The sequence below is a fragment of the Streptomyces sp. NPDC020742 genome, assembly GCF_040641675.1.
Classification (GTDB): domain Bacteria; phylum Actinomycetota; class Actinomycetes; order Streptomycetales; family Streptomycetaceae; genus Streptomyces.
The window spans coordinates 130,129-149,885 of record NZ_JBFAEA010000014.1; the positions used below are offsets into that span (position 1 = coordinate 130,129).

Here is a 19,757-nt window from a genome sequence, read left to right on the forward strand (position 1 = left end):
GGTCCCCCGCTGTGCTGCCGTCGCCCCGCCGCCCCTGTACGAGGGCCGCTCCGGCTCCCGGCGGCGGGCTGTGCCGCGCGGGGCCGGAGCGGGAGCGCCGCTACAACGCGTCCGGTCCCCGTTCGCCGGTCCGTACCCGTACCGCGTCCTCGACCGGGACGCTCCAGACCTTCCCGTCGCCGATCTTGCCGGTGCGGGCCGCCTTGACGACCAGGTCCATCAGTTCCTCGGCGTCGGCGTCCTCGACCAGCACCTCGATGCGGATCTTCGGCACCAGGTCGACGGTGTACTCGGCGCCGCGGTACACCTCGGTGTGCCCGCGCTGTCGGCCGTAGCCGCTGGCCTCGGTGACGGTCAGCCCGTGCACCCCGAAGGCCTGCAGGGCGTCCTTCACCTCGTCCAGCCGGTGCGGCTTGATTACTGCCGTGATGAGCTTCACGCGTCCACCTTCTTCGTCAGGGCCTCGCCCAGTGCCGGTCCCTTGCGGACCGCGCTGCCGCCGCCGGCACCGGTGAAGTCGTACGCGGTCTCCGCGTGCGCGGCCTGGTCGATGCCGGAGATCTCCTCGTCCTCATCGATCCGGAAGCCCATCACCAGGTCGATGGCCTTGGCAAGGACGTAGGAGACGACCAGCGAGTAGAGCAGGACGCAGACCACTCCGACGGTCTGCTTGCCCAGTTGGTCCAGGCCGCCCCCGTAGAACAGGCCCTTGGCCTTGCTCTGCACACCGCCGGTGGCGAACAGGCCGATCAGCAGCGAGCCGGCGATACCGCCGACGAGGTGGACCCCGATCACATCGAGGGAGTCGTCGTAGCCGAGCTTGTACTTGAGGTTGACGGCCATGGCGCACAGCACACCGGCGATCACGCCGATCGCGATGGCGCCCAGCGGGCTGACCGAGCCGCAGGCCGGGGTGATCGCGACCAGTCCGGCCACCGCGCCGGAGGCCGCGCCGAGCGTGGTGAAGGAGCCGTGCCGGAGCTTTTCGTACGCCAGCCAGCCGAGCATCGCGGCGCCGGTGGCGACCTGGGTGTTGAGGAAGGCGACCGCGCCCACGCCGTCGTCGTTGCCGAGCCAGGAGCCGGCGTTGAAGCCGAACCAGCCGAACCACAGCAGACCTGCGCCGAGCATCACCAGCGGCAGGCTGTGCGGCCGCATCGGGTCCTTCTTGAAGCCGATGCGCTTGCCGACCACCAGGATCACGCCGAGCGCCGCGGCACCGGCGTTGATGTGGACGGCGGTGCCGCCCGCGAAGTCGATGACGCCCAGGTTGAACAGCCAGCCGCCGTCGGCCCACACCCAGTGGGCGACCGGGAAGTAGACGAGGGTGACCCACAGGGCGATGAACAGCGCCCAGGCGGTGAACTTCACCCGGTCCGCGAGCGCACCGCTGATCAGCGCGGGCGTGATGATCGCGAACATCAGCTGGAAGACGGCGAAGACGTAGACCGGGATGGTGGTGGTGCCCCACAGCTGGGTCAGTCCGATGCCGCTGAGTCCGGCGAAGTGTCCGTCCCAGCCGATGAAGCCGCCCTTGTCGGTGCCGAAGGCGAGTCCGAAGCCGTAGAGGACCCAGAGGATGGTCACGATGCCCAGGCTGATGAAGCTCATCATCAGCATGTTGAGCACGCTCTTGACCCGGACCATGCCGCCGTAGAAGAAGGCGAGTCCGGGGGTCATGACCATCACCAGTGCGGAGCAGACCAGTATGAACCCGGTGTTCGCCGGGCTCAGTGTCGCCTTGTCTGCGGCAAGCGTCAGGATGCCTGGGGGCATCGGCGTCTCCTCGTCGTCGATGCGGCCCGTGCGGGCGTGTTTCTGGTGGGCCGACTTCGCGATGAGGTTGTCGCAGGGTGGTTTCGGCCAAACCTTGCCGGTGTTTCACCGCAGTGACGAAGACGGCTTCCGTGTTACGCCCCGGTGAACTCCGAGCTCGGAGCCCATTCACCCGTTCAACGCAGCGGAACCCCCGCGGGGGGAGAGAACGAGCCGGCCGCGGCTGCCACCCGCGTGACCTGGCATGGGGGAGCCGAGTCGGGCTGTACGGGGGCGGCGGCCGCGGCCGGGGCAGGGGGGGCGGGGCTCCGTCAGACGGCGGCCCCGGCGTGTTCGGGAAGCTGGCGGGCGAGCTCCTGGCTGAGCTGGACGACCTCGGCGACCCCGCCGAACTCCCGGGTGGCGGTGTCCACGGTCTTGCGCAGCCGGGTGTTGACCCGCTCCGAACGGACCTGCCGGGCGAACGGTATGGCCTTCTGCGCCACCTCCGCACAGGCCACCGGCTCCTTCTGCAGCAGCCGTACGGTGGCCATGCCGATGAGGTTGAGCGCATACGAACGCTGGTGCTCGGGGTCGTTGGCGAACAGCTCAACGGCGCGCTGCATCACCGGCTCCGCGAGCGAGGCGTAGGTGGGGCTGCGGCCGGCGACATAGGCCAGGTCCCGGTAGGAGTGGGCGTTCTCGGCGTTCAGCTCGGCCTCGGAGAAGAAGCGGATCCAGTCCGGCTCGGGCTCACCCGGCACGATGTCGGAGAAGGTGTCCTCGGCCATCCGCACGGCCCGCTTGACCTTGCTGGGCTGGCCCATGCCGGCGTACGCACGGGCCTCCATCGCATACAACATCGCCTGGGTGCGCGCGGTGGCCGTCTCCCGGCTGCCGTACTGGGCGAGGTGGACCAGTTCCAGCGCGTCGTCGGGCCGGCCGAGGTGGATCATCTGCCGGCTCATGCTGGAGAGGATGAACGAGCCCAGGGGGCGGTCGCCGGCCTCCTTGGAGGCGTGCAGCGCCAGGACGAAGTACTTCTGCGCGGTCGGCTGCAGGCCGATGTCGTAGCTCATCCAGCCGGCCAGTTCGGCGAGTTCAGCGGCGATCTTGAACAGCCGCCGGGTGACCTGCGCCGGCTGCGGCTCCTGCAGGAGGTCGGTGACCTCGTGCAGTTGGCCGACGACCGCCTTGCGCCGCAGCCCGCCGCCGCACTGGGCGTCCCACAGGCGGAACATCGCGGTGGTGGACTCCAGGAGGTCGAGTTCGGGCTTGGACAGCCGGGCCGGCCGCTTGGTGCGGTCCGGCCCTTCCTCCGCCTCGCCCTGGCCGACCGGTACCGGCACCAGCCAGCGCTGCATCGGCTCGATCAGGCTGGGGCCCGCGGCGAGGGCGAGCGAGGTGCCGAGGAAGCCCCGGCGCGCCAGCATCAGGTCGCTGCGGGAGAACTCGCTGATCAGGCTGATCGTCTGGGCACCGGCCCAGGGCAGGTCCACCCCGGAGACGGACGGGGACCGGTGCGACGGGCGCAGCCCCAGCTCCTCGATGCCCACGACGCAGCCGAAGCGCTCGGAGAACAGCTCGGACAGGATGCGGGGAATCGGCTCGCGCGGCTGCTCGCCGTCGAGCCAGCGGCGCACCCGGGAGGTGTCGGTGCTGATGTGGTGGGCGCCCATCAGGCGTGCCCGGCGGTTGACCTGGCGCGCCAGCTCGCCCTTGGACCAGCCGCTGCGCATGAACCACGAACCCAGTTGTGCGTTGGGTCGCTTGACGGCGTCGGTGCCGCCCGTGCCGCCGTTGCCGCCCACTGGAAGCCCCTCCCGATACTGCCTCGGCGCTCGATGCCCGGGGCCTGTTCGCGTGAACCACCCACGGACCGCCGCCTGTTGCGGTGCCCGTCCGGGGTACATCTACCCGATCACGGAATCCGGCCACACCTCTTGGCCTGCGGTGAACCGGTGCGTTGCCACCGGCATACCCGTGCGAACGATGCCTCTCGGGGGTTCGTGCACCGAAAGTAATCCTACGATCACGCCCCTCGCGAGGGCGACCGGGGAAACGCCACCATTCGCCACCCCTTCGAATGAACTCCTTGGCGAGCTCGCACGATTGACTTGACACAGGTCGAGTACGGCTGGGCGGAACGAAGTGCACGAGGGCTCACGGCACGGACCGCACTACCGGCCGCGCTCCGTCGCACCACAGTTCCCGTGGGTCGTCGACGGAGCGTGAACGGCGCACCGTCGTCAACCACCGTCTCGTAACCACTGGCACGCACCACCCGTTGGAGGGGGCATGGGCTTCACGATCGGCGGCATCCGGGAGATGCGTTCCGCTTCCCGGCGCCGCGCCCGCTCGTCCGAGATCACGGCGGTGGCGGAGTACACCGGACTGTGGGGCTGGGACGTCGTCCCCGGTGCACGGGCGGCCCGGGCGGGCGGCCGTACGGAGTGCTCCTGCGGCGCCCCCGACTGCCCCTCCCCCGGCGCCCATCCGCTCGCCTTCGGCGAGGAGCTGGCGGCCGGCGCCACGCTGGAGAAGGCCGCGGCGGCATGGGCCCGGACGCCGGGCGCCGCGGTCCTCCTCCCGGTGGGCCGGGCCTTCGACGTCCTGGACGTACCGGAGCCGGCGGGCCGTAACGCGCTGGGACGCCTGGAGCGGATGGGGCTGCCGCTGGGGCCGGTGGCCGCGACGCCGACCGGCCGGGCGCTGTTCTTCGTCGCGCCGGGTGCGGCGGCCGAACTCCCGGATCTGCTCTACCGGATGGGCTGGGACGACGCCGCCCTCGACCTGCGCACCCTGGGCCTCGGTGACCACCTCACCGCGCCGCCCTCCGACCTCGCCGGCCGGGGACCGGTGCGCTGGCTGCGCCCGCCCTCCCTGGACACCGCCCGCCCGCCCCAGGCGCGGCTGGTCGTCGGCACCCTGGCGTATGTGTGCGCCCGCCTGTGCGGGTGAACCGGTGCCGGGGTGCCGTCGTGGCGCGGCAGCGTCACGGTGTACCGGCCCCCGCCGTCCGCCCGGCCCGACCCAGGAGGGTACGGAGGATGGCCTCGGCGTGGGTCCACAGCACCGCACCGCCGATGCCGGGTACGAGGTGCCGGACGGCTCCGGGGATCCGCAGCGTCAGTCCGGCCCCCTGGTCCGGTGAGTGAGCGGTGTCCTCGGTCCCGTACCACAGGTCCACCGGGACGGTGAGGGAGGAGAGCGCGATGCCCCAGCGGCCCATGGCCAGCGCGGTGTCCCGTGCGTACCCTCCGGGCCCGGGGGCGAAGGCCTCCTGGAGCGCCCGCCGGTAGGCGGCGGCGAAGGCGGGCTCCTCGTAGACGGCGCGGTCGCTGTCCGGGCTGCCGGTCAGCACCATGTCCCACATGGCCTGCGGGGTGAGGCCGGCGAAGACCCGCTCCGCGGCGTCCGGGTCGGCGACCGACAGGCCGACGAGCCGGCGCAGTTCGTCCGGCAGTGCCTTGGCGAACCGCGGCTCGGCGATCTCGTCCGCTCCGGAGACCACTGCCAGGGGCCCGGTCACGCCCTCGGCGGCGCAGGCGAGGGCGAACGGCGCGCCCTGCGAGTTGCCGACCATGGCGGGCCGCCCCAGGCCGCGCCGGGCGGCGAACTCCCCCACGTCCGCGGCGAAGTCGGTGAAGGTGCGCCCGGGAGCCGGCGAGGAGGCGCCCAGCCCGGGGCGGTCCAGGCTGATCAGCCGGATGCGGAGTGCCTCGACGGCCGCGGCACCGAAGCCCAGCCGCCGGCTGGTGGCCGCGCCCGGGGAGAACAGCACCGGTGTGCCGTCGGCCGGGCCCCACTCCGCCCAGCCCAGCAGTCGTCCGTCAGGGAGGCGTTCGGTGCCGGTACGGGCCGGCGCGGTGATGCGTAAGGTCATGCCCCCAGGGTGCCGGTTCCCCCGGCATGCGCCGGCCCCCGGTACCCGCCGCATGCGGGTCCGGGGGCCGGAGCGGCCGGGGCGGTCGGTGCCCCGGCGGCGGATCGGGCCGGCCGGTCAGGTGTGCCGGCCGGGTCGGGCCGGTCAATCGATGAGGGCGTCGACGAACGCCTCCGGCTCGAACGGCGCCAGGTCGTCCGCTCCCTCGCCGAGGCCGACGAGCTTGACCGGGACGCCCAGTTCGCGCTGGACGGCGACGATGATGCCGCCCTTGGCGGTGCCGTCGAGCTTGGTGAGCACCACACCGGTGATGTCCACGACCTCGGCGAAGACCCTGGCCTGCACCAGGCCGTTCTGGCCGGTGGTGGCGTCGAGGACGAGCAGCACCTCGCCGACCGGGCCGTGCTTCTCGACGACCCGCTTGACCTTGCCGAGCTCGTCCATCAGGCCGGTCTTGGTGTGCAGACGGCCCGCGGTGTCGATCAGTACGACGTCGGCGGACTCGGCGATGCCCTCCTTGACCGCGTCGAAGGCGATGGAGGCCGGGTCACCGCCCTCGGGACCGCGGACCGTACGGGCACCGACCCGCTCGCCCCAGGTCTGCAGCTGATCGGCGGCGGCGGCGCGGAAGGTGTCGGCGGCGCCGAGGACCACGGACTTGCCGTCGGCGACCAGCACCCGGGCGAGCTTGCCGGTCGTGGTGGTCTTGCCGGTGCCGTTGACGCCGACGACCATCACCACGCCGGGGATCTCATCGCCGCCGTTGCCGATGCCGTTCGCGGTGTGGACGGTGCGGTCGAGGTCGGTGCCGATGAGGGCGAGCAGCTCCTCACGGAGGAGTTCGCGCAGGTCCTCGGGGGTGCGGGTGCCGAGCACCTTGACCCGCTCACGCAGCCGCTCGACCAGCTCCTGGGTCGGGGTGACGCCGACGTCCGCGGTCAGCAGGGTGTCCTCGATCTCCTCCCAGGTGTCCTCGTCGAGGTGTTCGCGGGAGAGCAGGGTCAGCAGGCCCTTGCCCAGGGTGCTCTGGGAGCGGGAGAGCCGGGCGCGCAGCCGGACCAGCCGGCCCGCGGTGGGCTCGGGAACCTCGACCTCGGGGGCGGCGGGCGCCTCCGGCTCGACGGCCGGAGCCTCGGCCGCGGGGGCCTCGGCGGTGGGCAGCGTGACTTCTTCGATGGTGCGACGGTCTTCGTCGCTGGGGGTCTCGGCCTCCTCACCGACCTGCGGTTCGGCAGGGGGCGCGGTGACGGAGGGCTTGGGGGCAGCCGGCGGGGGCGGCGGCAGCTGCTTCTTCTTGCGACCGCTGATGACGAGCCCGCTGATCGCGCCGAGCACGACCACGGCGATGACTACGGCAAGGATGACGAATTCCATAACCCCTCCAGTATCAGTCACGGCCCCTCCGTGGGGACCGCACGCGCCGAATCTGGATGCCGGGCATCCGGATTGGGCTCGCGACGCGTCAGGCCCGATACGACTCCCCTCGCACCCCCGGGACAGCGGGACCTGCGCAGGGAGCAGCGGCACGGGGATCCGGATGCCCGACGACGGCCTGATGCGGGCGGGGTCGTTGGCCGGATACGGGCGGACTCGATGGCCCGAACACGGCGTCATGGCCTGAACCGGGCGCCGCGCGGCGCCACTGAAGCGGCCCGGCGAGGAGATCTGACTCTTCCTGCCCACCGGCGCCCCTGGGAGCCGCTCCGGGCGAGGCTGCCCCGGGGCGCGAGCCAATGAAGCTCCCGCCCTCGCCCCGACCTGGCCAGAGGGGTCGACTGGACGCTTCGACGAGTCTGGGTGACACTCGATGTCGTTCAGGGGTCCAACGGTGCAGAGTGGCAGAAGTTGGATCAAAGTACGATGGTGGACGGCCTCGCAACGCGCGTAGAGTCCTGGCAACCGATTTCTGGCCAGGCACCAAAGCCGCTGCCTGCACCTCCTCTCCCGGGGGTGCCTCCCAGATCCCCGCACGGAGATACCTGCACCAATGGGCACCAGCACCACGTCCACTTCCACGCCCGCCGCCGAAGGAGCCGTGGAGACCCGCGGCATCGAACCGGTCCCCGATCACGAGCGCCGGGGCAGGGTCCGCGAACTCTTCCCCACCTGGGTCGCCGCCAACATCAGCGTGCTGCTGCTCACCATGGGCGCCTCGCTGGTGATCAACAACGGCCTGAACCTCTGGCAGGTGCTGGCGGTGGCAGCCATCGCCTCCGCCGTGTCGTTCGGCCTGGTCGGCCTGCTGTCGGTCTCCGGCAAGTGGGGCGGGGCACCGGGCGCGATGCTCTCCCGCGCCACCTTCGGCGTGCGCGGCAACTACTTCCCGGGCGCGATCCTGTGGGTCGCCCGCTTCGGCTGGGAGACGATCAACGCGGTCACCGGCGCGTACGCCATCCTGACCGTGCTGCGCCTGGTCTTCGGCATCAAGCCGAACGACGTCCTGGTCGTGGTGACCCTTCTCGGCTTCGTCGCCTGCACGTTCCTGGTGAGCGGTATGGGCCGCAAGGCGCTGAACGTGTGCAACAAGTACTCGACGTACCTGTTCAGCGCGATCAGCGTGGTCGTGTTGGTCTACCTGGTCGTCAAGATGCCCTGGAGCGACATCCTCCACAAGGCGCCGGGCGACGCCGCGCTGATGGTCGCGGGGATCGGCACCATCGCGGCCGGCGGCATCAGCTGGGTGCCCACCGGCCCGGACTTCGCGCGCTACCTCCCGCACTCCGCCTCCGGCAAGAAGATCGTCAGTACCACCATCTCCGGCGCGGCCCTGGTGCTGGTTCCGATGGTGCTGATGGGCGGCGTGATGGCGGTGTCCAAGCCATCGCTGGCCAACCAGAACACCGACCCGATGTCGTTCCTCGGGGACGCCCTGCCGAGCGCCATCGCGATCCCGTACCTGATCACCGCACTGATCGGCATGATGCTGATCAACAGCCTGTCGATGTACTCCGCGGGCTTCACCGCCCAGACCATGGGCGTCAAGCTGCCGCGTGCCCTGGCGGTGAGCATCAATGCCGTGATCAGTCTGGTCGGCGGCCTGTTCATGATGCTGGTGGCCAAGGACTTCATCGGCCAGTTCATCGCCTTCCTGACGCTGCTCGCGGTCTCCTTCTCCGCCTGGATCGGCGTCTACGGCATCGACATGGCCCGCCGCCGCAAGCTGGCCGTGCGCTATGACGCCGAGAGCCTGATGAACACCGGCCGCACCAGCCGCTACTGGTACACCGGCGGCTTCTGCTGGCAGGCCATGACCGCCTGGGCGGTGGCGCTGGCGGCGGGCCTGTGCTTCACCAAGGTCCAGTGGTTCACCGGGCCGCTGGCCACCACCTGGATCGGCGCGAACGGACTGGGCTGGGCGGCCACCATCGCGCTGTCCGCGGCGGTCTTCGCGGTCCTGCCGGCGCCCCGGGAGAACGCCCCGGCCGCACCGGCCGACGAGCCTGCCGAGGAACCGGCCAAGGCCCACCACCCGGTAGAGGTGGGCTGAGCCCGGCCCCTCCCCTGCACGACGGGCCGCCCTCTAGTGATCTGACGAGGCGTCAGCTAACGTCCCCTTCGCCAACTACCTTGGCGAAGGGGACGTTTGCCATGTCTGCGCTACCCTCCCGACCGCCCGTCACCGTCGTGCGCTTCAACCTCGTCGATCCCGCGCCCGAGCCGGCCGGGCTCTCCGCCCGCTACCGGGCGGCCGTCGAGATGGCGGCCTTCGCCGACGACCGCGGCCTCACCATGATCCAGACCGAGGAGCACCACGCCACCACCAACGGCTGGATGCCCTCCCCGCTCACCTTCGCCGGCGCGGTCTTCGGCGCCACCCGCCGCATCGGCGTCACCGTCTCCGCCCTGATCACCCCGCTGCACGACCCGCTGCGGCTGGCCGCGGACCTCGCCACGCTCGACCTGCTCAGCGGTGGCCGGCTGGTCACCGTCGCGGGCATCGGTTACCGGCCCGAGGAGTACGCGGCGCACGGCAAGGACTGGCCGGGCCGCGGCGCACTCCAGGACGAGGTGCTGCGGACCCTGCTGTCCGCCTGGACCGGTGAGCCCTTCCCCTACCGGGGGCGTACCGTTCAGGTCACCCCGCGTCCGTTCACCCGGCCGCACCCCATGCTGCTGGTCGGCGGCAGTTCGCGGGCCGCGGCCCGGCGCGCCGCCCGGCTGGGGCTACCCTTCTTCCCCAGCGCCCGCCTCCCCGGGCTGGAGGCCTACTACCACCAGCAGCGGACCACCTTCGGCACCGACGGCTGGGTGATGCAGCCGCCCGAGCGGACCTGTCTGCTGCACCTCTCCGAGGACCCGGACCGGACCTGGGCCGCGTACGGCAGCCATCTGCTGTACGAGGCGCAGACCTACGCCTCCTGGCAGTCCGCCGGCATCCGGTCCGCGGTGTGCTCGTCCGCGCCGGACACCGAGTCGCTGCGCAAGGAAGGGGTCTACCGCATCGTCACCCCCGAGGAGTGCCTGCGACTGGCCCAAGAGGCGGGCACCGAGGGCTCGTTGATCCTGCATCCGCTGTGCGGCGGGCTGCCGGTGGACGAGGGCTGGCGCTCCCTGCACCTGTTCGCCGAGCGGGTGCTGCCCCACCTCACGGGCTGACGCGGGGCAGCCGGACTTCGGGCCTCACCCCTCCGGATAGAAGACGAAGAGGGTGCAGCCGGTGTCCGAACGCGGGATGTGCCAGGAACCGGCGGGGGCGTGCAGGAACGACCCTGCCGGATGGTCACCGAAACCGTCGTGGAAGGTGCCCGCGACGACGAAGACCTCCTCGGGCCCCGGCTCGTGTACATCGATGCCCTCCCAGGTGCCGCCCGGGTCGATCTCCACCACCTGGGCCTTGGCCCCGTTGTCCCCCGTCCACAGGGGGCGGACCCGGACTCCGGGAAACAGCTCCTTCACCGGTGCGTCGGCCACCGCCGCCCACACATAACCGTCCATCTCCCGACCGCTGGTCGCCGTGCTGTGCTGTGTCATGCCCCCACCCTCGCCGTCCGGCCCCTTCGTCGGCAGTGTCAGGAATGACGTCCTGCGGTACTTTCCTGCCATGCCTTCCACTCGCCCGTCCGTACCCTCACCGGGCGAGGACGCACCGCGGCACCGGGTGGTGGTGCTGGTCCACCCGCCCCAGGCACCCTTTGAACTCGGCATCGCCGCCGAGGTGTTCGGCACCCGCCGCACCGGCCTGCCCGCCCACTACGACCTCACGGTGTGCACCGAGGTTCCCGGTCCGGTGCCGACCACGGCCGGCTACGCCATGCTCGTGACCGCCGGTCTGTCCGCGCTGGCCACGGCGGACACCGTCGTCATCCCGGGCTGGATCCCGCCGGACGAACCGCTGGCGCCCGCCGTCCACGAGGCCCTGCTCGCGGCGCACCGGAACGGCGCCCGACTGGTCAGCATCTGCTCCGGCGCCTTCGCACTGGCCCGGACCGGCCTGCTGGACGGCCGGCGGGCGACCACCCACTGGGCGCGGGCGGCCGAACTGGCGGACCGCTTCCCCCGGATCACCGTCGACCCCGGGGTGCTCTACATCGACCACGGCGACGTGGCCACCAGCGCGGGTGCCGCCGCCGGCGTCGACCTGTGTCTGCACCTCGTCCGCAACGACCACGGCGCCGCGCACGCCGCGCGGATCGCCCGTCATATGGTGATGCCTCCGCACCGCGAGGGCGGCCAGGCCCAGTACGCGGCGCCGCCGGCGGACCGTATCGACCCCGCGCTCGCGATGGACCTGTCGCTGGCTCCGCTGCTGGACTGGGTGAACGGCCGGCTGGCCGAGCCGGTGTCCGTCGAGGACATGGCCGGCCACCTGCGGGTCTCCCCCCGCACTCTGGCTCGCCGGTTCGCCGACCAGCTCGGCACCAGCCCCGGCCGGTGGCTGCTCGGCCGCCGGATCGGCGCGGCCCGCACCCTGCTGGAGGAGACCGACCTGCCCGTCGAGGCGGTCGCGGTACGGGTCGGGCTGTCCTCGGCGACCAATCTGCGCCGCCGTTTTCAGCAGGCCCTGCACACCACCCCGGCGGGCTACCGAAGGGCGTTCCGGGCCACGGTCGACGGCGGCTGAGGCACACGCAACCACCCCTCAGGCCCCGCCCGGACCACGTCAGAGGAGTCCCGGGTGCGGGAGTCACGGCGCCAGGGCCACGGAGAAGTGCAGAAGGTTCCGCAAGGAGCGTGAAGAGCAAGCGAAAGACGGCGAAAGGCCCCCGCAAGGCCAGGAAAGACCGTGAAAGGCCGAGGAAAGGGCCGCGCAAAAACCGTCGCAAGGCGAGGAAAGCCGGGGCGGCCCAGGAATGCCCGGGGAAAGCTACTGCCCCGGCTCGACGTCGAGCCGGGGCAGTACCCAGAACTGAGGAGACGGACTGGCGGGGGGGTTAGCCCATCTCCTCCAACGCCTTGCCCTTCGTCTCCTTGACGTACTTCAGCACGAAGGGGATCGAGAGCAGGGCGAAGAATGCGTAGATCACATACGTACCCGAGAGGTTCCAGTCGGACAGGCTCGGGAAGCTGGCCGTGATGGCCCAGTTGGCGATCCACTGTGCCGAGGCGGCGACGCCGAGCGCAGCGGCGCGGATCTTGTTCGGGAACATCTCGCCGAGGAAGACCCAGACCACCACGCCCCAGGAGAGCGCGAAGAAGAGCACGAAGACATGGGCGGCGATCAGCGCCACGGTGCCCTCGGTCGACGGCAGGGTGCCGGCCGCGGTCTTGGCGGAGAAGGCCCAGGCCTCCAGGCCCAGGGCGATCGCCATACCGGCGGAGCCGATCAGCGCCAGCGGACGGCGGCCGATCCGGTCGACAAAGATCATCGCGATGACGGTGCCGATGATGTTGATGATCGACGTGGTGAAGCTGTAGAAGAACGAGCTGCTCGGGTCGATGCCGACGGACTGCCACAGCGCCGAGGAGTAGTAGAAGGCGACGTTGATGCCGACCAGCTGCTGGAAGACCGACAGACCGATACCGACCCAGACGATCGGCAGGAAGCCCCTCTTGCTGCCAAGCAGGTCCTTGAACGTCGACTTGTGCTCGCGGCGCATCGCCTCCTGGATCTCGTGGACCCGGGTCTCCAGGTTGACGGAGTGGCCCTCGACCTCGGTGAGCACCTCCTTGGCGCGGTCCACCTTGCCGATGGAGATCAGGAAGCGGGGCGACTCGGGGATCGCGAAGGAGAGCAGACCGTAGAGGACGGCCGGGATGACCATCACGCCGAGCATCCACTGCCAGGCCTCAAGACCGGCGATCTTGCCGCGCTGCTCGCCGTCGGCGAGGTTGAGGATGCCCCAGTTGACGAGCTGGGAGATCGCGATGCCGACGACGATCGCGGCCTGCTGGAACGAGCCGAGCCGGCCACGGTAGGCGGACGGCGAGACCTCGGCGATGTAGGCCGGGCCGATCACCGACGCCATACCGATCGCAAAACCGCCGACGATCCGCCAGAAGGCCAGGTCCCACAGGGCGAACGGCAGGGCCGAGCCGACGGCACTGATGGTGAACAGCACCGAGGCGATCTGCATCACGCGGATACGGCCTATCCGGTCGGCGAGCCGGCCGGCGGTGGCGGCGCCGATGGCACAGCCGATCAGCGCAATGGCGATCACCTGGGCGAGTACGGCGGACCCGACCTCGTAACGGCTGCGGATCGCCTCGACCGCGCCGTTGATGACGGAGCTGTCGTAGCCGAAGAGAAAGCCGCCCATCGCGGCAGCCGCGGTGATGAAGATGACATGGCCGAGGTGGTCGGGATGGGCCTTGCGGCCTTCCGGGACCGTCGGCTGCGCGGTGCTGGTCAACGTGAACTCCAGTGGCCCGGCTGCGCTGCCGGGCATCGGGGGCTGGCCCTTCTAGTGGTGCATAGGTTGGGGGTACCCACCACTTGAAGGTAAAAGCAACGTTGCAGAGACTATGCCTTCAAGTTTCGAAGTCAATAGGACGTGATGGATTTGTTTCCCGGTCACCTGAGGGGACGTTCGTTCAAGTTCTGAATCAATATGAAACTGATGCCTCGTCGGACACTCCGAGCGATCGGCGCACACCCGGCGCACCGTTCCGCCCGGGCACCACCACGGTGTCAGTGCAGCCGCTGGCTGATCACCTTCGAAACGCCGTCACCCTGCATCGATACCCCGTAGAGGGCGTCCGCGACCTCCATCGTGCGCTTCTGGTGCGTGATCACGATGAGCTGGGAGCTCTCCTGCAGCTCCTCCATGATCCGGATCAGACGCTGCAGATTGGTGTCGTCCAGCGCCGCCTCGACCTCGTCCATCACGTAGAACGGGCTGGGCCGGGCCTTGAAGATGGACACCAGCAGCGCCACCGCGGTCAGCGACCGCTCCCCGCCGGACAGCAGGGAGAGCCGCTTGACCTTCTTGCCCGGCGGACGCGCCTCCACATCGACCCCGGTCGCCAGCATGTTGGCCGGGTCGGTCAGCACCAGCCGCCCCTCGCCGCCCGGGAAGAGCCGTGCGAAGACGCCCTCGAACTCCCGTGCCGTGTCGTGGTACGCCTCGGTGAAGACCTGCTCCACCCGCTCGTCGACCTCCTTGACCACCTGTAGCAGGTCGGCCCGGGTCTTCTTCAAGTCTTCAAGCTGCTCGCTGAGGAACTGGTGCCGCTCCTCCAGCGCGGCGAACTCCTCCAACGCCAGCGGGTTCACCTTCCCGAGCTGCTGATACGCCCGCTCGGCGGCCTTCAGCCGCTTCTCCTGCTCCGCCCGGTCGTAGGGCACCGGCTGGTTACGCGGGTGGCCGGGGTCGTCCGGCAGTGCCTCGCCCTCGGCCGGCGGCGACGGCGGTACGGGCTGGCCGGGGCCGTACTCGGCGACCAGCGCGGCCGGCTCGACCCCCAGCTCCTCCAGGGCCCGGCCCTCCAGCTGCTCGATCCGCAACCGCTTCTCGGCGCCCAACACCTCGCCCCGGTGCACCGAGTCGGTCAACTTGTCCAGCTCGGCCTTGAGGTCCCTGGCCGCCGTCCGCTCGGCCGCCAGCGCCTGCTCCCGGCCGGCCTTGGCCCGGTCCGCAGCGGCGCGCTCCTCCTCGGCCCGTACGACCGACACCTCGACATGCGCCAGCAACTGCCGGGCCCCGGAGGCGACCGCCCGGGCCACCTCCGCCTCGTGTCGCAGCCGGGCGCGCCGCCGCTCGGCCCGCGCCCGTGCCTCGCGCTCGGCCCGCGCCCCCCGGTCCAGCGCGTCCGCCCGGCCGGCCAGCCCCTTCACCCGCTCCTCGTGCGTACGCGCCTGGAGCCGGGCCTCCATCTCGGTCTGCCGGGCATTGGCCCCGTCGGCCGCCAGCCGGTCCCGGACGGAGGTGTCGGGCTCCTCCTCGGCCACGCCGTCGTCCTCCTGAGCCACCGCCAGCCGCTCGGCCAGCTCCTCGGCCTCCTCGGTGGCGCGGACCAGCGCCTCCTCGGCCCGGGCGGCGGCCGCGGCCGACCGCTCCGCCTCGCCGGCGGCCGCCCGCGCCTGCCCGGCGAGCCGCCCCAGGTCCCCGGCGACCTTCGACTTCTCCCGGTCCGCCGCCCGCCGCCGCTCGGCCAACTCCTCGACCAGCGCGGCACACTCCGTACGCCGCCCGGCCGCGGCCCGCTGCGCCTCTTCCAGCTCCGCGCAGTGCGCCGCCAGCTCCTCCAGCTCGGCCGCCGCCGCGTCGACCGACGCCTGCACCTCCAGCAGGCTCGGGGCACCGGCGGAGCCGCCCTGTGCGAAGTGCGTCCCCAGCAGATCGCCCTCGCCGGTCACGGCCAGCACCTCGGGTCGGGCGGCCACCAGGTCCTCGGCGTCCTCCAGAGTCCCCACCACCACGACGTCGCGCAGCAGCCGGGTCACCGCGGCGGTCAATTCCGGCGGCCCCTGGACCAGTTCGCCGGCGGGTACGGGCGCGGAGCGCGGCCCGGGCACCCGGTGCACGGCGGTCCCGACGCCCCCGGACGCCGAGGCGGCCCGCACCGCCCCGGCCGCATCGCCGGCCTCCTCGGCCCCGGCCGGCGACGGCACCTGCACGGACGCGCCCGCCTCCACCGCCTTAGCGGGCCCGGGCACCCGCGCCGTACCGCTGCCGCCGGCCCCCAGCACCATCGCCGCCCGCCCCGCGTCCTGCGTGCGCAGCAGCCGGATGGCCTCGGCGGCGGCGGCCGGACCGGAGACGGCCACCGCATCCGCCGCCGCACCGAGCGCGGCGGCGACCGGGATCTCGAAGCCGGGGGTGACCGTCAGCAGCTCGGCGGCCGGGCCAAGCACTCCGGCGAGCCGGTCGGACGCGGTCAGCAGGGCTCCGGTGCCGTCCTTGCGGCGCAGTCCCGGCGCCAGTGCGTCATGCCGGGCGGCGGTCGCGGCGCGCCGGCGCTCGGCCGAGGTCAGCGCCTCCCGGGCGGTGGTCAGCGCGGCCTCCGCCTCCCCCCTCTGCGCACGCGCCGCCTCGTACGCCGCCGCGCTCTCCTCGTCGTCCGCGTCCAGCCCGTCGACCTCGGCCCTGAGCTGTTCGTACTCCTCCTGGGCTGCGGCCGCCCGCTCCCGGGCACCGTCCCGGGCCTCGGCCAGCCGGTCGATCTCCGCCTGGGCGGAGGCGGCGCGGCCACGCGCGGCGGTGACCTGGCCGCTGAGCCGGGCCAGGCCCTCCCGCCGGTCGGCGAGGGCCCGGGCGGCATCCCGCAGCCGGCGCTCCTCGTCCGCCAACTGCCGCTCCAGCCCGGCACGGTGTTCGACGGTGTCCTCCAGCGCCCGGCTCGCCGCCTCCAGAGCGGCGGTCAACTCCGCTTCCTGCTCGCGGATCCGGGCGGCCTCCCGCTCCATGTCGTCGGGGTCACGGCCCTGCCGCTCCTCCGGCGGGGCCGCCGTGGCGCTCTTGACCCGGGCCTCGGCCAGCGAGATCGTGCCGCGCACCCGCTCCGCCAGCTGCGAGAGCTCGTACCAGGTCTGCTGGGCGCGCTGTACCCGCGGGGTGAGGGTACGGACCTCCTCCTCCAGCGCCGCCTCCCGCTGCTGGGCGGTACGGAGGCGTTCTTCCGCGGCTTGCTTGCGCTCCTTGAGCGCTGCCTCGTCCGCGATCTCCGCGCGTAGCGCCTCGCGCAGGGTGACCAGGTCGTCGGCGAGCAGCCGCAGCCGGGCGTCGCGCAGATCGGCCTGGATCACGGCGGCGCGCCGGGCCACCGCGGCCTGCCGGCCCAGCGGCTTGAGCTGGCGCCGCAGCTCGTCTGTGAGGTCCTGGACGCGGGCGAGGTTCGCCTTCATCGCCTCCAGCTTCCGCAGCGCCTTCTCCTTGCGCTTGCGGTGCTTGAGGACGCCGGCGGCCTCCTCGATGAACGCCCGGCGGCCCATCGGGTCGGCGTGCAGCACCGAGTCGAGCTGGCCCTGCCCGACGATGACGTGCATCTCCCGGCCGATGCCGGAGTCGGAGAGCAGCTCCTGGATGTCGAGCAGCCGGCAGGTGTCCCCGTTGATCTGGTACTCGCTGCCGCCGTTGCGGAACATGATCCGGGTCAGGGTGACTTCGGCGTACTCGATCGGCAGTGCACCGTCGGAGTTGTCGATGGTGAGCGAGACCTCGGCGCGGCCGAGCGGCGGGCGCCCGGTGGTCCCGGCGAAGATGACGTCCTCCATCTTCCCGCCGCGCAGCGACTTGGCGCCCTGCTCGCCCATGACCCAGCTGAGCGCGTCCACGACATTGGACTTGCCGGATCCGTTGGGGCCCACGACGCAGGTGATGCCCGGTTCGAACCGGAGTGTCGTGGCGGAGGCGAAGGACTTGAAGCCTCGCAGGGTCAGACTCTTGAGGTGCACGCCGTTGGACTCTACCGGGCACTTCTCGGCGGGCGGCCCCAACATTCCGGGTCCCTCGGGCGGCCGCGTACGCCCCGGGGACACCGCGCCGTTGCTTTCGGTTTCACCAACGAAAGCGCAGGGCACATCATGCGGTAAGGAAAGGGCGGCACCACACCGGTGGCCACGTGGTGCGCCGCATCAGCGTCGTGGGGCGGGGGACGACGAAGCGGGAAACGATGAAGGGACGCCGAAGCGTCCCTTGCAGATCTTGAAGAGAGCGGTGCCTCAAGCGGCTGGCGAGCAGCCCTACCGGCCCTGGGGTGAGGGGTCAGGTGAGCGCGGGCTCCGCCTGGGGTACGTCGATGTCGAGCACCGACTCGTCGCGACGTGCGGCAGCGGACAGCATGTCGTTTTCGGCCTGCATCCGAATGAGTTCGGATTCAAGGTCTTGGACGCGCTGCTGAAGCCGTCGCATCTCGGAGAGGACTCGGGGGTCGGAGCCGCCGACGTAACCGAGAAGCGCCTTTGCCATGATGGATGGTCCTCCACAATGAGTGACCGACCGAAGCGGTGTGGGTCGTGAGGGATTCGCACCCGCGGTGCTTGTCATTCTCTGGTGTACTCAATGCCAAACAGCTAAGGTGCGCGGGGATTCCAGAGTCTCACCAAACGGTTTGACGGTCAACACGATCACACCCCGTATCCTCGGGCGCCTGAGAGTGCGCGGCCCTCAGGGCACTGCGCCGACTCTCCAGAAAGGTCCCGCCGGGGCGTAGAGATCATCCGTACAGCCGCAGCCTTGCACGGGTCGGCCGAGTTGGCAACCACCAGGCCTTATCTCCCGTAAGCAGCTGACGAAGACGCACGGTGAAGATCGCCGATGACGGCCGTACGGAGGGTTCCGGCGGGCCGTTTCAGCGGATCTCGAAACCGTCGTAGCCACCGCGGGGCGTGTCCCATATCTCAGTGACTCCGTCGACCCGCCCGGGCGTGTCTCCGGTCCGCAGCCACTCCAGCAGCTGATCGCAGTGGCCCTTGGGTCCCTCGGCGACCACCTGCACCCGGCCGTCGCCGAGATTCACTGCAAATCCGGCGAGTTCGCCGATGCGAAGAGCGTTGGCCCGGGTGAACCAACGGAATCCGACACCCTGGACCTGACCACGCACCCACGCGGTCACACGGACAGCTTCATTCATGTGTGCACGTTAACTGGCCAATTGCTCAGCGAACACATCGCCCCCTGAGCCCATGGCGTACAGTCCCCCGACAGCGAGACTCACTCTTTCGGGTGAGTCATCTTGACGTCAGGAAGGCGGTGCGGCGGTAGCCGCTCCAGTGGTGCCGGTGCTTGCACCGGGGGAAGGACGACAGCGGATGGGCCGCCATCGACGCTCTGCTCCCCACCCGCCCGGAACCTCCGGTGCGGGGCCTGTTGACGCCCCGACGGCCATGCACCCGGGCGCACCGGCCGACCCGGCGGGACACCGCTCCCACCGAGCGGCCCGAGGTCGCGGCGGGGCCCCGGTGCGCACCGGACTGCTCGGCGTGTCGGCCGCGGTGGCGATGGGGGCCGTGGCGGTCGCCTCCGGACTGCTCCCCGGTGGCGGCCAGTTCGACGGCGGCCCCGGCGGCGACCAGGACCGGGTGCGGACCGGCGCCCTGCCGGAGGCCAGCACGCCGATGGGTGGTCTGTCGGCGTCCCCGTCCGACCGCGCCACGGCGCCGACCAGCCGGAGCAGCGACCGCGCCACCACCCCTGGGGCCGACCGCCCCACCACCCCCATGACGCCCTCGACGTCGCCCTCGCCGCACCGGAAGGCCAAATCCCCGGGCGGGACCACGCCTTCGCACCGCGCCTCCTCCCCCGCCGCCCGCCCGTCCTCCGCACCGCCGCGCACGTCTGCGGCCCCGTCGAAGACGCCCGACGCCGAGTCGTCCGCCGAGTCCCAGGTGCTGACCCTGGTCAACCAGGAGCGCGCCCAGGTTGGCTGCTCGCCGGTGACCGCGGACAAGGAACTGGCCGACCTCGCCGGGCAGTTCAGCGATGACATGGCCGCCCGCGGCTTCTTCGACCACACCGATCCCGACGGCCGCAGCCCCTGGGACCGCGCCCGCGCCGCCGGCATCTCCGACCTCGGCGGCGAGAACATCGCCCGCGGCCAGGCCAACGCCCAGTCCGTCATGGACTCCTGGATGAACAGCCCCGGCCACCGCGCCAACATCCTCAACTGCGAGTACAAGACACTCGGCGTCGGCGTCCACCTCGGACCCGGCGGCCCCTGGTGGACCCAGGACTTCGGCTTCTGAGCAGGCCGTCCCCGCCGTCGCCGCGCCCCTGACGGTGGAAGCATCCGTACGCCC

Annotated in this window: 15 protein-coding genes; 5 read left to right on the forward strand and 10 right to left on the reverse strand. The window is 71.5% G+C overall.

Annotated elements, in window-relative coordinates; translation table 11 throughout:
* Nucleotides 1-100 precede the first annotated feature (100 nt).
* The 3 genes from AB0G84_RS23420 to AB0G84_RS23430 form a co-directional block, all read right to left on the reverse strand.
* Complete coding sequence (locus tag AB0G84_RS23420; RefSeq protein WP_361323946.1) at nucleotides 101-439, reverse strand: P-II family nitrogen regulator; 339 nt, start codon at nucleotides 437-439, stop codon at nucleotides 101-103.
* A complete protein-coding gene (locus tag AB0G84_RS23425) occupies nucleotides 436-1,776 on the reverse strand; it encodes an ammonium transporter (protein ID WP_361323949.1) in 1,341 nt (446 codons plus the stop codon). Before AB0G84_RS23425 ends, AB0G84_RS23420 begins: the two co-directional genes overlap by 4 nt.
* Before the next feature lie 311 nt (nucleotides 1,777-2,087).
* Nucleotides 2,088-3,566 (reverse strand): hypothetical protein, encoded by a 1,479-nt coding sequence (locus AB0G84_RS23430; RefSeq protein ID WP_361323952.1) that lies wholly within the window; start codon nucleotides 3,564-3,566, stop codon nucleotides 2,088-2,090.
* Between the two features lie 487 nt (nucleotides 3,567-4,053).
* Between AB0G84_RS23430 and AB0G84_RS23435 the strand changes: the two genes are divergently transcribed.
* Entirely contained in the window at nucleotides 4,054-4,716 is a 663-nt protein-coding gene (locus AB0G84_RS23435; protein WP_361323955.1) for a bifunctional DNA primase/polymerase, read from the forward strand.
* Nucleotides 4,717-4,750: 34 nt separating this feature from the next.
* Here the strand turns inward: AB0G84_RS23435 and AB0G84_RS23440 are convergent, their stop codons facing one another.
* Entirely contained in the window at nucleotides 4,751-5,641 is an 891-nt protein-coding gene (locus AB0G84_RS23440) for an alpha/beta hydrolase (protein WP_361323958.1), read from the reverse strand.
* 144 nt (nucleotides 5,642-5,785) lie between these two features.
* Nucleotides 5,786-7,015 (reverse strand): signal recognition particle-docking protein FtsY, encoded by a 1,230-nt coding sequence (ftsY, locus tag AB0G84_RS23445; protein ID WP_361323961.1) that lies wholly within the window; start codon nucleotides 7,013-7,015, stop codon nucleotides 5,786-5,788.
* Between the two features lie 613 nt (nucleotides 7,016-7,628).
* Between ftsY and AB0G84_RS23450 the strand changes: the two genes are divergently transcribed.
* Both AB0G84_RS23450 and AB0G84_RS23455 read left to right on the forward strand, forming a co-directional pair.
* A complete protein-coding gene (locus tag AB0G84_RS23450; protein ID WP_361323964.1) occupies nucleotides 7,629-9,128 on the forward strand; it encodes a cytosine permease in 1,500 nt (499 codons plus the stop codon).
* A 101-nt stretch (nucleotides 9,129-9,229) separates the two neighbouring features.
* On the forward strand, nucleotides 9,230-10,237 hold the full coding sequence (locus AB0G84_RS23455) for an LLM class flavin-dependent oxidoreductase (protein WP_361323967.1): 1,008 nt from the start codon (nucleotides 9,230-9,232) through the stop codon (nucleotides 10,235-10,237).
* A 24-nt stretch (nucleotides 10,238-10,261) separates the two neighbouring features.
* On the opposite strand, the gene AB0G84_RS23460 is transcribed toward AB0G84_RS23455, so the two are convergent.
* The gene (locus tag AB0G84_RS23460; protein ID WP_361323970.1) at nucleotides 10,262-10,612 is read right to left on the reverse strand and encodes a cupin domain-containing protein; all 351 of its coding nucleotides are present in this window, start codon (nucleotides 10,610-10,612) and stop codon (nucleotides 10,262-10,264) included.
* Nucleotides 10,613-10,682: 70 nt separating this feature from the next.
* On the opposite strand from AB0G84_RS23460, the gene AB0G84_RS23465 reads away from it, so the two are divergent.
* Nucleotides 10,683-11,702, forward strand: coding sequence for a helix-turn-helix domain-containing protein (locus tag AB0G84_RS23465; protein WP_361323973.1), 1,020 nt, complete (start codon nucleotides 10,683-10,685; stop codon nucleotides 11,700-11,702).
* A 310-nt stretch (nucleotides 11,703-12,012) separates the two neighbouring features.
* Here AB0G84_RS23465 and AB0G84_RS23470 read toward each other — a convergent pair whose 3' ends face one another.
* The 4 genes from AB0G84_RS23470 to AB0G84_RS23485 form a co-directional block, all read right to left on the reverse strand.
* Entirely contained in the window at nucleotides 12,013-13,431 is a 1,419-nt protein-coding gene (locus tag AB0G84_RS23470; protein WP_361323976.1) for a sugar porter family MFS transporter, read from the reverse strand.
* A 278-nt stretch (nucleotides 13,432-13,709) separates the two neighbouring features.
* Entirely contained in the window at nucleotides 13,710-17,414 is a 3,705-nt protein-coding gene (locus AB0G84_RS23475) for an AAA family ATPase (RefSeq protein WP_361323979.1), read from the reverse strand.
* A gap of 310 nt (nucleotides 17,415-17,724) precedes the next feature.
* Complete coding sequence (locus tag AB0G84_RS23480; protein WP_033266895.1) at nucleotides 17,725-17,928, reverse strand: hypothetical protein; 204 nt, start codon at nucleotides 17,926-17,928, stop codon at nucleotides 17,725-17,727.
* Nucleotides 17,929-18,310: 382 nt separating this feature from the next.
* Nucleotides 18,311-18,592, reverse strand: coding sequence for an acylphosphatase (locus AB0G84_RS23485; protein WP_361323982.1), 282 nt, complete (start codon nucleotides 18,590-18,592; stop codon nucleotides 18,311-18,313).
* Nucleotides 18,593-18,845: 253 nt separating this feature from the next.
* Here AB0G84_RS23485 and AB0G84_RS23490 point away from each other — a divergent pair, with 253 nt between their 5' ends.
* The gene (locus tag AB0G84_RS23490) at nucleotides 18,846-19,703 is read left to right on the forward strand and encodes a CAP domain-containing protein (RefSeq protein ID WP_361323985.1); all 858 of its coding nucleotides are present in this window, start codon (nucleotides 18,846-18,848) and stop codon (nucleotides 19,701-19,703) included.
* Nucleotides 19,704-19,757 lie beyond the last annotated feature (54 nt).

Excerpts from the sequence above, each read along its gene's own strand:
- AB0G84_RS23425 (WP_361323949.1), bottom strand. The coding sequence starts at position 1,776 with ATGCCCCCAGGCATCCTGACGCTTGCCGCAGACAAGGCGACACTGAGC.
- AB0G84_RS23435 (WP_361323955.1), top strand. The coding sequence starts at position 4,054 with ATGGGCTTCACGATCGGCGGCATCCGGGAGATGCGTTCCGCTTCCCGG.
- AB0G84_RS23440 (WP_361323958.1), bottom strand. The coding sequence starts at position 5,641 with ATGACCTTACGCATCACCGCGCCGGCCCGTACCGGCACCGAACGCCTC.
- ftsY (WP_361323961.1), bottom strand. The coding sequence starts at position 7,015 with ATGGAATTCGTCATCCTTGCCGTAGTCATCGCCGTGGTCGTGCTCGGC.
- AB0G84_RS23450 (WP_361323964.1), top strand. The coding sequence starts at position 7,629 with ATGGGCACCAGCACCACGTCCACTTCCACGCCCGCCGCCGAAGGAGCC.
- AB0G84_RS23455 (WP_361323967.1), top strand. The coding sequence starts at position 9,230 with ATGTCTGCGCTACCCTCCCGACCGCCCGTCACCGTCGTGCGCTTCAAC.
- AB0G84_RS23460 (WP_361323970.1), bottom strand. The coding sequence starts at position 10,612 with ATGACACAGCACAGCACGGCGACCAGCGGTCGGGAGATGGACGGTTAT.
- AB0G84_RS23465 (WP_361323973.1), top strand. The coding sequence starts at position 10,683 with ATGCCTTCCACTCGCCCGTCCGTACCCTCACCGGGCGAGGACGCACCG.
- AB0G84_RS23480 (WP_033266895.1), bottom strand. The coding sequence starts at position 17,928 with ATGGCAAAGGCGCTTCTCGGTTACGTCGGCGGCTCCGACCCCCGAGTC.
- AB0G84_RS23485 (WP_361323982.1), bottom strand. The coding sequence starts at position 18,592 with ATGAATGAAGCTGTCCGTGTGACCGCGTGGGTGCGTGGTCAGGTCCAG.
- AB0G84_RS23490 (WP_361323985.1), top strand. The coding sequence starts at position 18,846 with ATGCACCCGGGCGCACCGGCCGACCCGGCGGGACACCGCTCCCACCGA.